Source organism: Lysobacter sp. GQ73 (assembly GCF_059758755.1).
The window spans coordinates 40966-54734 of record NZ_JCAXEE010000009.1; the positions used below are offsets into that span (position 1 = coordinate 40966).

The 13769-nt window shown below is 70.3% G+C and carries 12 protein-coding genes and 1 tRNA gene; 11 read left to right on the forward strand and 2 right to left on the reverse strand.

Annotated features, from left to right (window positions below; all coding sequences use genetic code 11):
- The first annotated feature begins 15 nt into the window (after window positions 1–15).
- The 4 genes from AC6CH2_RS20480 to AC6CH2_RS20495 all read left to right on the forward strand — a co-directional run bounded on the left by AC6CH2_RS20480 (window position 16) and on the right by AC6CH2_RS20495 (window position 3714).
- Window positions 16–957 (forward strand): arginine deiminase-related protein, encoded by a 942-nt coding sequence (locus AC6CH2_RS20480; protein ID WP_498270829.1) that lies wholly within the window; start codon window positions 16–18, stop codon window positions 955–957.
- A gap of 183 nt (window positions 958–1140) precedes the next feature.
- A complete protein-coding gene (locus AC6CH2_RS20485; RefSeq protein WP_435394536.1) occupies window positions 1141–1485 on the forward strand; it encodes a hypothetical protein in 345 nt (114 codons plus the stop codon).
- Window positions 1486–1544: 59 nt separating this feature from the next.
- Complete coding sequence (locus AC6CH2_RS20490) at window positions 1545–2228, forward strand: response regulator transcription factor (protein ID WP_031372686.1); 684 nt, start codon at window positions 1545–1547, stop codon at window positions 2226–2228.
- Window positions 2229–2301: 73 nt separating this feature from the next.
- Window positions 2302–3714, forward strand: coding sequence for an ATP-binding protein (locus AC6CH2_RS20495; protein ID WP_435394477.1), 1413 nt, complete (start codon window positions 2302–2304; stop codon window positions 3712–3714).
- A gap of 1772 nt (window positions 3715–5486) precedes the next feature.
- Here AC6CH2_RS20495 and AC6CH2_RS20500 read toward each other — a convergent pair.
- Complete coding sequence (locus AC6CH2_RS20500; RefSeq protein WP_498270830.1) at window positions 5487–6182, reverse strand: M90 family metallopeptidase; 696 nt, start codon at window positions 6180–6182, stop codon at window positions 5487–5489.
- A 70-nt stretch (window positions 6183–6252) separates the two neighbouring features.
- Window positions 6253–6534, reverse strand: coding sequence for a hypothetical protein (locus tag AC6CH2_RS20505; RefSeq protein WP_435394475.1), 282 nt, complete (start codon window positions 6532–6534; stop codon window positions 6253–6255).
- A gap of 150 nt (window positions 6535–6684) precedes the next feature.
- On the opposite strand from AC6CH2_RS20505, the gene AC6CH2_RS20510 reads away from it, so the two are divergent.
- The 7 genes from AC6CH2_RS20510 (at window position 6685) to rocF (ending at window position 13591) form a co-directional block, all read left to right on the forward strand.
- The gene (locus AC6CH2_RS20510) at window positions 6685–8499 is read left to right on the forward strand and encodes a DegV family protein (RefSeq protein WP_498270831.1); all 1815 of its coding nucleotides are present in this window, start codon (window positions 6685–6687) and stop codon (window positions 8497–8499) included.
- Between the two features lie 181 nt (window positions 8500–8680).
- Window positions 8681–9361, forward strand: a complete 681-nt coding sequence (gene plsY / locus AC6CH2_RS20515; RefSeq protein ID WP_498270832.1) for a glycerol-3-phosphate 1-O-acyltransferase PlsY — start codon at window positions 8681–8683, stop codon at window positions 9359–9361.
- Window positions 9361–10371 carry a bifunctional biotin--[acetyl-CoA-carboxylase] ligase/biotin operon repressor BirA gene (birA, locus tag AC6CH2_RS20520; RefSeq protein ID WP_498270833.1) on the forward strand — a complete coding sequence of 337 codons (1011 nt, stop codon included), beginning with the start codon at window positions 9361–9363 and terminating at the stop codon, window positions 10369–10371. The genes plsY and birA overlap by 1 nt, the downstream gene beginning before the upstream one ends.
- Complete coding sequence (locus AC6CH2_RS20525) at window positions 10368–11144, forward strand: type III pantothenate kinase (RefSeq protein WP_498270834.1); 777 nt, start codon at window positions 10368–10370, stop codon at window positions 11142–11144. Before birA ends, AC6CH2_RS20525 begins: the two co-directional genes overlap by 4 nt.
- 22 nt (window positions 11145–11166) lie before the next feature.
- Window positions 11167–12006, forward strand: a complete 840-nt coding sequence (locus AC6CH2_RS20530) for an SPOR domain-containing protein (RefSeq protein WP_498270835.1) — start codon at window positions 11167–11169, stop codon at window positions 12004–12006.
- A 92-nt stretch (window positions 12007–12098) separates the two neighbouring features.
- Window positions 12099–12174, forward strand: a tRNA-Thr gene (locus AC6CH2_RS20535).
- A gap of 493 nt (window positions 12175–12667) precedes the next feature.
- Window positions 12668–13591, forward strand: a complete 924-nt coding sequence (gene rocF, locus AC6CH2_RS20540) for an arginase (RefSeq protein WP_435396964.1) — start codon at window positions 12668–12670, stop codon at window positions 13589–13591.
- The last annotated feature ends 178 nt before the right edge of the window (window positions 13592–13769 follow it).

A 13769-nucleotide genomic window follows, 5' to 3' on the forward strand; every position in this document is an offset into this window, starting at 1 on the left:
CAGCCTGCGAGCCGCATGATCACCCGCCATCCCGACGCCTTTTTCGCCCAGGCCCGTGCGCTGGCGCCGGATTTCGGCCCGGCCACCGCCCGCGCCGCCTTCCTGGTCGCGCCGGACGGCTTCGCCCGCGCCGAGCAATCGGCCGGGGACAACCGCTACATGGCGCAGGCCGGCGATTTCGACCCCGGCCGCGCGAGCGCCCAGCACCGCGAGCTGCAGCGGGCCCTGTCGGCGGTGCTGCCGACGGTCTGCTTCGCCGGCGATCCGGACACCCCGGACGCGCTGTTCCCGAACAACGTGTTCGCGACCGGCCGCCCGGATGCGGCGCGGGCGCCGGATGGGGCACCGCGCTATCTGGTCGGGCGGATGCGCCACCCGGTGCGCCAGCGCGAGGCCGGCCGCGGCGACATCCGCGCCTTCTTCGGCCAGGTGCTGGGCTACGAGGCGGTCGATCTGTCGCTGCAGGGGCATCCCTGCGAGCTTACCGGGGCGCTGGTGATCGATCGCGCCCGGGGCCTGGGTTATGCCGGCCTGTCCGAGCGCTGCGACGAGGCCGGCGCACGGCTCATGCACGAGGCGCTGGGGCTGCGCGCGACCCTGCTGTTCGACCTGGCCCCGGGCGAGTACCACACCAATGTCGTGCTGGCGGTCCTGGCCGGCCGCGCCGCGCTGGTCAGCCCGGCCGGTTTCGCCGAGCCGGCGCTGGCGGCGGCCATTGCCGGTTTCTATGCCCCGCACGGGCTGATTCTGGCCGCGGCCGAACACGCTGCCTTCGTGGCCAATTCGATCGCACTGTCGGCCGACCGGGTCTGGATGAGCGCCGCCGCGGGACGGGCGCTGGACGGAGCCACCCGGGCCGGCCTGGCCGCGGCGGGCTTCGCGCTGGCGACCGTGGAGCTGGACGCGATCGAGGCCGGGGGCGGCTCGCTGCGCTGCTGCGTGGGCGAGATTTATTAGGAACGACTCTCAGCTGCGGGGTGTCGGTTTGCCCGCCCCACGTGTGATGGCGGTCCGACCGGCCTGAATGGCAGCCCGGATGTAATGGAAAAGTTCAGATCGGATTCACTGCCCCGTTCCGAAAATGCCCCCACGTCGCAAGTTCGCACATTCATTGTTCCGCTGGGGCATCCTAAGATCGTCATGAGCATCCGGTCCACCCGCGTCCTGTCGTTGCTGCTGCTCGTCGCCTCGTGCGCCGTGGCCGGCAACGCCCTGGCGCAGCACGACGACGGCCGCGGCGGCCGCGGGCACGACCGCCGCGACGACCATCGCTCCCTGTCGGACGCCATCCGCCGGGTCGAGCGGGAGAGCGGCGGCGGCCAGGTCCTGAGCGCCGAACGCATCCCTTTCGACGGCCGTGACGTAAACCGGGTCAAGGTCGTCGATTCCAGCGGCCGAGTCCGGATATACATGGACGACCCGCAGCAGAGGGGCCGCCGCGACGACGACCGCCCTACACGCCGCGACGACAATAACAACGACTAACCTTCGCTTCGACGGCCCGGGCGATCCTGGCGGGCCGACATTTATACAAGGGAGTGCCCATGCGAATTCTGCTGGTCGAAGACGAAGCGCCGCTGCGCGAGACCCTGGCTGCGCGCCTCAAGCGCGAGGGCTTCGCGGTCGATGCCGCGCAAGACGGCGAGGAAGGCCTGTACATGGGCCGCGAGGTGCCGTTCGACCTGGGCATCATCGACCTGGGCCTGCCGAAGATGTCGGGCATGGAGCTGATCAAGGCCCTGCGCGACGAAGGCAAGAAGTTCCCGGTGCTGATCCTGACCGCGCGGTCGAGCTGGCAGGACAAGGTCGAGGGCCTGAAGCAGGGCGCCGACGACTACCTGGTCAAGCCGTTCCACGTCGAGGAGCTGCTGGCGCGTCTCAATGCGCTGGTGCGCCGAGCTGCGGGCTGGAGCAAGCCGACCCTGGAATGCGGGCCGGTCATGCTCGATCTGGCCGCGCAGACGGTCAGCGTCAACGGCGGCAACGTCGACCTGACGAGCTACGAGTACAAGGTTCTGGAATACCTGATGATGCATGCCGGCGAGCTGGTCTCGAAGGCCGATTTGACCGAGCACATCTATCAGCAGGATTTCGACCGCGACTCGAACGTGCTGGAGGTCTTCATCGGCCGCCTGCGCAAGAAGCTCGATCCGGACGGCGCACTGAAGCCGATCGAGACCGTGCGCGGTCGCGGCTACCGGTTCGCCATTCCGCGCAGCGGCGACTGACCCAGGAGCCTTTCCGGACCCCTATGCGGCCCGCGTCTCCTACTGATGCGGGCCGTCCGGCCCGTCCGACGCCATGAGCTGGGGCCAGCCCCGCTCGCTGCGCGCGCGCCAGTTGCTGGCCGCGAGCCTCGGCCTGCTGGCCTTCCTGGCCCTGGCCGGTTACGCGCTCGACCGTGCGTTCCTGGAAACCGCCGAAAGCAACATGCGCCAGCGCCTGACCAGCTACGCGCTGGCCTACGCCGCCGACACCGATTTCGGCCGCGGCGGCGAAATCATCCCGCCCTACGACCCGCCGGACCCGCGCTTCGACCGGCCCGGCAGCGGCCTGTACGCGGAAGTGATCCTGCCCAACGGGCACTGGGACTCGATGTCGGCGCAGGGGCCGGTGCTGCCCGACGGCGGCATGCTCAAGCCCGCCGAGGAAACCTTCGAAGGCCCGTTGCCGATCACCGAGATCAACGGCCGGGCCGGCGAGGCCTATCGCTATGGGCGCGGCCTGATCTGGAGCGTCGACGGCGACTCCAAGTCCGAGTTCCAGTACACGATCTACATCCTCGAAGACACCAGCGCGCTGCGCCAGCAGGTCGCGGTGTTCCGGTTGTCGCTGTGGCGCAACCTCGGCGGCGCCGGCGTGATCCTGCTGCTGTTGCAGGCGCTGATCATGCAATGGAGCCTGCGCCCGCTGAAGCGGGTGATCGAGGAACTCAAGCGGGTGCAGCGCGGCCTTGCCTCGCGCATGAGCGAGCGGCACCCGCGCGAGCTGGAACCGCTGACCGAAAGCATCAACGCCTTCATCGAGAGCGAACGCGAAAACCTCGACCGCCAGCGCAACACCCTGGCCGACCTGGCGCACAGCCTGAAGACGCCGCTCGCGGTGCTGCGCGCGCGCCTGGACGACAACCAGAACGGCGGCGCGCCGATCGACGCCGGCCTGCGCGAGGATGTCGACGTGCAACTGCGGCGCATGAACGACCTGGTGTCCTACCAGCTGTCGCGCGCCGCATCCGGCGGCCATGCACTGTTCGCCGCGCCGATCGCGATCGAGCCGCATGCCGAAGAGATCGTGCGCGGCCTGGAGAAGGTGTACTCGTCCAAGGGCATCCTGTGCGAGTTCGACGTGGCCGAGGGCGCGCAATTCCACGGCGAGCCGGGCGACCTGCAGGAATTGCTCGGCAACCTGCTCGAGAACGCCTTCAAGTGGGCGAACTCGCGCGTGCTGCTGACCGTGCAGTCGGGCGAGACCGCGGGCAACCGCCGCCCTGGCTTGCTGTTGGCGGTGGACGACGACGGCCCCGGCATTCCGCCGGAGAAGATCGCCTCGATCCTGCAGCGCGGCGTGCGCGGCGACGAACGCGTGCACGGCCACGGCATCGGCCTGGCGATCGTGCAGGACCTGGTACGCGGTTATCGCGGCACGCTCGACGTGATTCCGTCCGAGGAGCTCGGCGGGACGCGGTTCGAGGTGAAGTTGCCGCCGGGGTTGTGAGGTAGTAGCGATGGTTCGGGGCGCGGCTGCACTTGCGCTCGCGAGCGGCGTCCTGCGTACCGCGTCCCGCGTCTTCTTGAATGGTCTCTCTGTAGGAGCGACGCAAGTCGCGACCGCTGGACGTGCAGCATCCGCAAGGCTGATGTCATGGAGCGAAGCGGCGTGCTTTCGTCAGGGTAGGAGCGGCGCAAGCCGCAATCGCCATGCAGCAATCTCGCGTCGTCTTTGGGGGGCTGTAGGAGCGACGTGAGTCGCGACCAAGGGACGCGCCGAGATAACAAGGCCGTCGCCATTCGTTGAAGCGGCGTGTTCTCGCCAGGGTAGGAGCGGCGCAAGCCGCGATCGCCATGCAGCAACCTCGCGTCGTCTTTGGGGAGGCTGTAGGAGCGACGTGAGTCGCGACCAAGGGACGCGCCGAGATAACAAGGCCGTCGCCATTCGTTGAAGCGGCGTGTTCTCGCTAGGGTAGGAGCGGCGCAAGCCGCGACATCGCTGCGACGGACTTGCGGCGCACGATCCAAGAAAGATTCGGATGTGATCTGGATCAGATCAAGATCAACCATAACTTCCGCCACTACGCGGCGGGTTACTTTCTTTTGTCTAAAGCAACAAAAGAAAGGTAGCCAAAGAAAAGTGCTTTTCTTTGGATCAAAGGCCCGCACGAGCGATGCCGACGCAGGGATGCTCCAGACAGGCCATCCATGGCCTGCCTGCGCACGGCCCGCCTCCCTGCGGGCCGCCCTTCGGGTCTGCTTTTGAGCGGCAAAGCGGAAGAGCGGAAAAGCCAGGCAGACAGTCAATGCCGCGAGACCATCGCAACGCGGTCGCGACTTGCGTCGCTCCTGCCCGCGAAATGTATCGCCCCGACAACCGGCATCGGCCTCATTGGCACTGCGTGTCCCGTGGTCGCGGCTTGCGCCGCTCCTACCCAAGAGCAGCGCCGAGCTATCCCGCTGCTGTTGCTGTTGCTGTTGAGATTTTGCCGTCGCTGTGCGCCGCATCGCACTAGCGAAGACAACAGAAGACCCGGAGGGCGGCCCGCAGGGATGTGGGCCGTTTTTCATCGGGACAGGGATGTCCCGTATGAAAAATCACCGCGGAGGCATCGCTCGTGCGGGCTTGTGATTCAAAACAAAGCATTTTTCTTTGGTTACCTTTCTTTTGTTGCTTTAGACAAAAGAAAGTAACCCGCCGCTTTAGTGGCGGAAGCTTTGGGCTTGATCTTGATCTTGATCCGGATCTCTTTTGAAGCGTGCGCCGCAAGACCGCCACAGCGATGTCGCGGCTTGCGCCGCTCCTACCCTGGCGAGAGCACGCCGCTTCGACGAATGGCGACGGCTTGTTATCTCGGCGCGTCCCTTGGTCGCGACTCACGTCGCTCCTACAGGGAGAGATACCCAGGCGAGGCGAGGTGAAAACATGACGGTCGCGGCTTGCGCCGCTCCTACCCTGGCGCAAGCACACCGCCTCGCCGAACGTCGACGGCCCCGTCATCTCTGCGCGTTCGCGGTCGCGACTCACGTCGCTCCTACAGAGGCACACCCGAAGACGATGCGACATTGGGACATGGCGGTCGCGGCTTGCGCCGCTCCTACTCTGGCGAAAACTCGCTGCTTCGACGAATGGCGACGGCCTGGTTGTCTGTGCGCGTCCCGTGGTCGCGACTCACGTCTCTCCTGCAGGCGAGCGCGCCGCATCGGTCGCTGCTGCCGCGCCCACGACAGCGTGCGGCCACGACTGCGTGCGGCCTGGGACAGCGCGCGCCGCGCTACTCAAGCGAACGGCGACACGCCGTAGAACCGCTGCAAATGCGCCGCCACCGCGGGCATCTGCTGGCGCAGCAGGGCGGGGTCGCTGAAGTGGTATTCGGTGACGACCGCGAAGAACTCTTCGGGGGCTTCGGCGGCGTAGGAGTCGATCGCGGTGTCGCGGCCGGCGTCGACTTCGGCGACGAAGGCGTCGTAGGCCTGCTGGAAATCGCGCGCCCATTCGCGCTGCCACGGGCGCGGCAGGGGCGGGGTGCCGTCGAGCAGGTCGTCGAGCACGTCGAGTTTGTGCGCCATTTCGTGCGCGGCCACGCAGAAGCCGGCGCGCGGCGCTTCGCAGTCGGCCAGCACGTCGGCCCAGGACAGGATCAGAGGGCCGGCTTCCCAGGACTCGCCGATCAGTTCGTCCTGCCATTCGTGCAGCACGCCGGCCGCATCGGTGTGGCTGCGGTTCACCCGGAACGCATCGGGATAGACGATCAACTGCGACCAGCCGCGCAGGCCTTCCTGGCCGAACTCGAGCAGCGGCAGGCAGCACAGGGCGGCGAGCAGGCAGCGCTGGTGCGGGTCGAGTTCGAGCTCGCCGATCGGGCTGATGGTTTTTTCGTGCAGGAAGCGAGCGGCCAGCTCGCGCAGGCGCTGCTGCCGTTGCTGATCGAGCGCGCGCGCCCACGGCAAGGCGGCGACGGCGTCGCGCCACAAGGCGTCATCGATCGGGGGCGGGCGCCGCAGGCGGCGCAACAGGTCGAACAAAGGCGGTGCCGTCAGCGGATCAGCGGAACATGCCCGGCAGGAAGTTGTGCCAGCGCGGCGACTGCAGGCGGTTGTTGGCTTCGGCGTCGCTGTGCACGCTCGGCTTGGCCTTGGTGTCGCGCGCGGTCGCCGGCGCGGCGCCGCGGCCGCTCGGGCGGGCCGCCGTTTCTTTGCGCGAGGCGCCGCTTTCGGGGCAGGCGTCGTTCGGGCTGAGCTTGTTGACCTCGCGCGCACCAACGTCCGCGACGGCCAAGGTCGCACTGGCGAGGGCGAACAGCAGGCACAGACAGATCCGTAGCATGGCGGAATCCTTGATCGGCCCGGCCGGAATCCGGCGTCGAGCGATTTCCCGACTATAGCGCGAAACCGAGACCCGGAGCCGGCTCCGGCCGCGCAAGATCGATGCTGCGTCGCAGCAGGCGGCCGGGCCGGCTTGCCCCAGACTGCCGCCATGGCGACCGCCCGTCCTCCGCTGACTGCGCCGGCCCTGCGCCGGGCCTTGATCGCGGGCGCGCGCCGGGTCATCGCCGGGCGCGACCTGCTCAACCGGATCAACGTGTTCCCGGTCGCCGACGGCGACACCGGCAATAACCTGGCCCACACCCTCGGCAGCCTGCTGAACGGGGCGCTGAGCCGACGCAGCCGCCACATCGGCGAGCTGCTGCTGCAGATCGGCGACGACGCCATCGACGGCGCGCGCGGCAATTCCGGGGCGATCCTGGCCCAGTTCCTGTACGGGCTGGCCGCGTACGCGCGCAGCCGGCCCGAACTCGACGCCGCGACCCTGGCCGCCGCGGTCCGCCACGGCGCGGTCCATGCTCGGGCGGCGCTCGCGCATCCGGTCGAAGGCACCATCCTCAGCGTCATCAACGCTTTCGCCGACGCTCTCGACGAGGCCGCCCTGGCCAGCCGCGACGGCGACCCGCGCCCGGGCTTCGCCGCCGCGCTGGTCCGGGCTCGCAGCGCCCTGGCGCGCACGCCGCAGCAGATGGCGCTGCTGCACAAGGCCGGGGTGGTCGACGCCGGCGCGAAGGGTTTCGTCGACCTGCTCGAAGGCATCGCCGAATTCGTCGACGGCGGCCCGCGCGCCTTGCGCGTGCATGCGGGCGTGAGCGCCGCCAACGAAGCCTGCGCCGGCCACGAGCAGGCGCCGGTGCACGACGCGGTCGATCCGCAGCGGCGCTGGTGCAGCGAATGCCTGGTGAACGGCGGCGGCATCGAACGCGCCCGGCTGCTCGCCGCGCTCGAAGCGATCGGCGCCGATTCGGTGGTCCTGGCCGGCGGCGAAGCGCGCATGCGCGTGCACGCGCACGTCGACGCGCCGCAACGATTGTTCGATACCTGCGCGGCGTTCGGCGCGGTCGAGGCGATGAAGGCCGACGACATGCTGCAACAGCAGCGCAGCGTCGAACGGGTGCAGCGAGTAGCGGTAGTGACCGACAGCGCCGCCGATCTGCCCGAGTTCCTGGCCGAACGTTACGGCCTGCAGGTGGTGCCGGTGCGGGTGTCGATCGACGGACGCGACTACCTCGACAAAATCGGCCTGGCCACGGACGAGTTCTACCGGCGCATGGCGGGCAGCGCCGGGCTGCCGCGCACCAGCCAACCGCCGCCGGGCGATTTCCGCCGCGCCTTCGAATTCCTGCTGGGGCACCGCGCCGAGGTCTTGTACGTGGGCCTGTCGCGCGCGGTCTCCGGCATCTTGCAGTCGGGCGAGCAGGCCGCGGCGCGCGCCGACCCGCGCCGGGTGCAGGTGTTCGACAGTTTCAATGCCGCCGGCGGCCAGGCCCTGCTGGCCTGGCGCGCGGCCGAACTGGCCGGCGACGGAGCCGAGCTGGCGGCGATCGTGGCCGAGCTGGAACGGCTGCGCCCGCTGACCCGGACCTGGGCGATGGCGCGGGACATCTCGCACGCGGTGCGCGGCGGCCGGATCCCGCCCTGGGCCGAGCCCGTGGTGCGATACACCGGCCTGACCCCGGTTGCCAGGATGAAGCCCGAGGGGCGGCTCGGCGTCAGCGGCGGGCTGTTCGCCAGGAAACATGCGCCCGAAGCCTTTGCCCGCCATCTGGCGCGGCGGTTGCCGAAAAGGCAGCGCTGGCGCGCGATCGTCGGCCATTGCGACGCGCTCGGCGACGGCGAGCGCTTGCTCGAGGCGCTGCGCCGCCGTCTCGACCTGGAGCAGGTCTGGCTGGTGGAGACCGGGCCGGCGCTGGGCGCGCATGCCGGGCGTGGGGCGCTGTTGGTGTCGGTGCAGCCGGCGCCGTGAAGCGGGCAGGGGCTGGAGGCCGCGGCTGAGGGGGGCGTGGCTAAGGGGGCGTGGCGAGGGGGCAAGGGAGGGGCAATGGCGGTCGCCGCATGCGCCACTCCCAGCTTTTGGGCGGCGAAATCGCGGGACTCACGCGTTCGCTCCGTATCGGCCCGCGTATCGGCTCGCGCATAATTCGCCCATGCCGTTCGCCGCCCTCACGCCACCCCTGTCCGCCGTCATCTCGGTGGCGCCGCTGTCGGTGGCGCTACTGCTGGCGGCGTACGCGATCGGTTCGCTGTCGGGCAGCCTGCTGCTGGGACGCCTGCGCGGTGTCGACATCCGCGAGCAGGGCAGCGGCAACGCTGGCGGGACCAATGCCTTCCGCACCCAGGGCCTGCGCTTCGCGCTCGCCGTGGTCCTGTTCGACATCGGCAAGGGCGCGCTCGCGACTTGGCTGGCGCTGCGCTATGCCCCGGTCGGCAACGAGTTATCGGTCACCGCGCACGGTTACCTCGCCGCGTTCGCTGCGGTGCTCGGCCATGTCTGGCCGATCTGGCACGGCTTCCGCGGCGGCAAGGGCGCGGCCACCCTGGTCGGCGGCCTGGCCGTGCTGTGGCCGTTCGCGCTGCCGGTGCTGTTGCTGGCCTGGGCCGCGGTGCTGATTCTCAGCGGCTATGTCGGCCTGGCCACGGTGATCGCGGTGCTATGCCTGCCGGTGCTCGCCTGGCTCGGCGAGGCCGGGCTGCCGCGGCAATGCTTCGCGATCGCCGCCGCGGCGCTGATCGTGTTCACCCATCGCGGCAATCTGGCGCGCCTGCGTGCCGGCACCGAATCGCGCTTCGCCGGCGCGCGTCTGCTGCACCGTTGGCGCCGGAGCTGATGGACGACCGCGCGCTGTTGCAGCATCTGATCGCAGGCCCCGCCACCGGCGATGCGCTCGCCAGCGCCGCCGGGCAGACCCGCGCGGCGGTGTGGAAGCGCATCGAGGCCTTGCGCGAAGCTGGCGTAGCGATCGAAGCCAAGCCCGGGCGCGGATACGCACTTTCGCAACCGCTCGACCTGCTCGATGCCGAAGCGATCGTCGCCGCGCTGTCGGCGCCGACCCGTGCGCTCTTGGCCACGCTCGAGGTGGCCTGGAGCATCGACTCGACCAACAGCGAGCTGCTGCGCCGGCCGACCCCGGCGCAAGGCGTCGCGGCGCTGCTGGCCGAACGCCAGACCGGCGGACGCGGGCGCCGCGGCCGGGTCTGGGCCTCGCCGCTGGCGGCGCATCTGTACCTCTCGCTGTCGCGCTCGTTCGGCGGCGGGCTCGCCCGTCTCGGCGGGCTCAGCCTGGTCGCCGGCATCGCCGCGGTCGAGGCCCTGCAAGGCCTCGGTTACACCGCGGTGCGGCTGAAATGGCCGAACGACCTGGTCGTGCCGGACGGCGACGGCCTGCGCAAACTCGGCGGCCTGCTGATCGAAGGCGGCGGCGAATACGCCGGGCCGGCGCGCGCGGTGATCGGGCTCGGGCTCAACGTGCGCATGCCGGCCGCGGCCGCGGGGTCGATCGACCAGCCCTGGATCGACCTGTCCGGGCTGTCCGGCACGCACGGCGGCACGCACAGCCTGGCCCGGGACGCGGTCGCCGCGGCCCTGCTGGAACGGCTGCTGCCGGCGCTGGACGAATTCGACCTAGCCGGGCTGGCGCCGTTCCTCGACCGTTACGCCGCATTCGACGCCTTGGCCGGGCAGGCGATCAGCGTGCACGGCGCCGACGCGACCCACCAGGGCATCGCCCTCGGCCTGGCCGACGACGGCGCCCTGCGGGTGCGCCTGGACGACGGCGAGGAGCGCCGTTTCCACGCCGGCGAAGTCAGCGTGCGGCGCGTGCAGGGAGCTTCGCGTTGAGCGCCTGGCTGTTCGACCTCGGCAACACCCGGCTCAAGTGCGCGCCGCTCGGCGCCGACGGCCGTCCCGGTGCCGCCGTAGCCTTGCCGCATCGCGAGGAAGACGTGGCCGCCGCACTCGCCGAGGCCTTGCCGGCCGAGCGGATCGAGGTGGCCTACCTGGCCAGCGTGGCGCATCCGGCCCTGCGCCTGGCCGTGCTCGATGCCCTGGCCGCGCGTTGCCGGCGGATCTCGATCGCGCGCACCCAGGCGAGCTTCCGTTCGCCGCAGGGCTTCGCCGCGGCCGCGTCCGATCGCGTGCGCATCGCCTACGCCGAACCGCGCAAGCTCGGCGCCGACCGTTTCCTGGCCCTGCTCGGCGCGCACGCCCAAGGCGAGGGCGCGGCCCTGATCTGCGGGATCGGCACCGCGCTGACCATCGATCTGCTCGACGCCGGCGGCCTGCATCGCGGCGGCCTGATCGCGCCGTCGCCGACGCTGATGCGCGAAGCGCTGCATGCGCGCGCGCCGCAATTGCCCGAGCACGGCGGCGCGACCCTGGACTTCGCCGCCGACACCGAAGACGCGCTGGCCTCCGGCTGCGACGGCGCCGCCCTGGCCCTGATCGAACGCAGCCTGGCCTCGGCGACGGCCACGCTCGGTCAGCGGCCGCGGTTGCTGCTGCATGGCGGCGGCGCCGATGCGCTGGCCGCCGCGCTGCCGTCGCCGACCCTGGCCCCGACGCTGGTCCTGCAAGGACTCGCGATCTGGGCCGGCATCGAAACATCCCGCTGAACCCAGGCGATAGAATCCGCGCATGCTCGTCCGTGCCCTCATCGTTCTGCTGATCGCGCTCAACATCGGCGTCGCCGCCTGGTGGGTCGCGCGCCCTGCCGCGCCCGCCGCAGCCGAGGAGAAACTTCCGCTCGGCGTCGCGCGCCTGCAGTTGGCCGGCGAATCCACGGCGGCCGCCGTCGCGCCCGCGCCGTCGGCGCCGACCGCGGCCCTGGTCGACAGCGCCGGCAAGTTGCCGGCGGCGGCGAACACAGTCCAGGCCGAGGCCGAGCAGGGCGAAGCGGCCAAGACCGCGGCCGCGGCGGCGAAGCTCGATGCCGCGAGCGGCACCCCGCTGGCCGCGCCGCCCCAGGCGGTCGCGGCCACGACGGCGGCGCCCGAAGCGGCGAAAGCGGCGAAAGCGCAGTGCTTCAGCGTCGGCCCGTTCGCCGATGCCGCGGCCGCCGATGCGGCTCGGGCGAAGTTGCAGCCGCTCGCGCAGAAGCTGGCGACGCGCGCCCAGGCCGGCAGCTCGAACCCTTCGCGCGGTTGGCGCGTGTATCTGCCGCCGGCCGCGAGCGCGGAGGCGGCGCAGGCGACCGCGCAGCGCATTCGCGCCGCCGGTTTCAGCGATCTGTTCGTGATGGGCGCCGGCGCCGACGCCAACGGCATCGCCCTCGGCCGTTTCCGCAGCGAGGAATCGGCGCGCAAGCGTGCGTCCTCGCTCAGCGAGGCGGGTTTCCCGGTGCGAGTCGAAGCGCTCGGCGAGACGGCGTCGGCGACCTGGATCGACGCGGCCACCACCACCTCGAACGGCGATGCCCTGCGCCGCGCCGCCGGCGCCCAGCGCTGGCGCAGCGTGTCCTGCGGCGCCCTCGGCTGAGCGCGCTGTCCGTGGGCGGCGCGGGCGCGTAGAATGCGCCTGCCGTCGCCCGCATCGGTGCTCCAATCCCGGTCCGCACGCCGTCACGCCTTGCCGCTTTAGCTCAGTTGGTAGAGCACTCGCCTTGTAAGCGAGCGGTCGTCCGTTCGATTCGGACAAGCGGCACCACGTGAATCCACGTAAAGCGTTGGCGAGGCAACCGCCCGGCCAATCCATCCAACGGCCCGAACCACTCCGGCGCTTGTCCAAACCACGAACGCCTCGCGGCGAATCACCGATCCACCGCCCTGATCTTGCGCTGCCAGGGCAGGTGAACCGCAGTCGGTTCAGCTCATCCAACGCCAGAACCGTCCCGGCGCTAGGTCAAGCGCGAACGCCGGCGGCAAACCGCCGATCCCCGCCATGACCTTGCGACGCCAAGGCAGGCCGAGCCGCAGTTGCTTCCATCCCACCCGAGCCCTGCTGCAGCGCAGTAGCCCTCGACCGATACGCCGAGCCGACGGCCCCGCGTCCGCCCTGCGCTAGAATGCCGGCATCGTCGGCGGCCGCAGCGCAACGCGCGGCCCTGTTGCGGCGATCGCGCGATGCCGCGGGCATCGTCTGCGTTCACTATCGATATCCCTCGTGCGTCGCGATGCCGGCGCAGGGAAGAGGAAGTCTCATGAGTCGTACTTATCCTCCCGTGTCCTTGCTCGGCGCGCCGACCGACGTCGGCGCCGGTCATCGCGGCGCGCGCCTCGGACCGGAAGCGCTGCGCATCGCCGGTCTCGGCGAAGCCTTGAGCGCGCGCGGCGTCGACGTGGTCGATCGCGGCAACCTCGACGGCCCGCGCAATCCCTGGCAGAAGCCGGTCGAGGGCTATCGCCACCTGCCCGAAGTGGTGGCCTGGAACCGCCTGGTGATGGACGCGGTCGGCGCGGAATTGCGCGAAGGCCGCATGCCGATCCTGCTCGGCGGCGATCACTGCCTCGGCCTGGGCTCGATCACCGCGGTCGCGCGGCATTGCCGCGAAACCGGCAAGCAACTGCGCGTGCTGTGGCTCGATGCGCATGCCGACTTCAACACCAGCCAGGTCACCCCGTCGGGCAACATACACGGCATGCCGGTGTCGTGCCTGTGCGGGCTCGGCCCGGAAGCCTTGACCCATCTCGGCGGTTCGGCCCCGGCGATGCGCGCCGACGAGATCCGCCAGATCGGCATCCGTTCGGTCGACCGCGGCGAGAAGCAGTTGATCCAGCAGCACGGGCTCGACGTCTACGACATGCGCTACATCGACGAGATCGGCATGCGGCGGGTCATGGAGGAGGCGCTCGAAGGCGTCGACGAGAACACCCATCTGCACGTCAGTTTCGACGTCGACTTCCTCGACCCGAGCATCGCGCCGGGAGTCGGCACCACCGTGCCGGGCGGCCCCAATTATCGCGAAGCGCAATTGGTCATGGAGATGATCGCCGACAGCGGGCGGCTGGCCTCGCTCGACATCGTCGAACTCAATCCGATCCTCGACAAGCGCAATCGCACCGCCAAGCTCGCGGTCGACCTGGTCGAAAGCCTGTTCGGAAAATCGACCCTGATGCGCGAATGAGCGCGGTCGCCGCCGCGGCGATGAATCGCCGCTGACGGCGGCTCGGCGGACTCGCCTCGCGATGGCCGGTTCCCCGTGGGCTCCGGGCCGGCGCTGCACACCGGCTTCACATTGGCTCGCGTTTCATGCGGACAGGACGCGACAGCGTGCGCGGCCCGATCTGGTATCCGTAACCGAC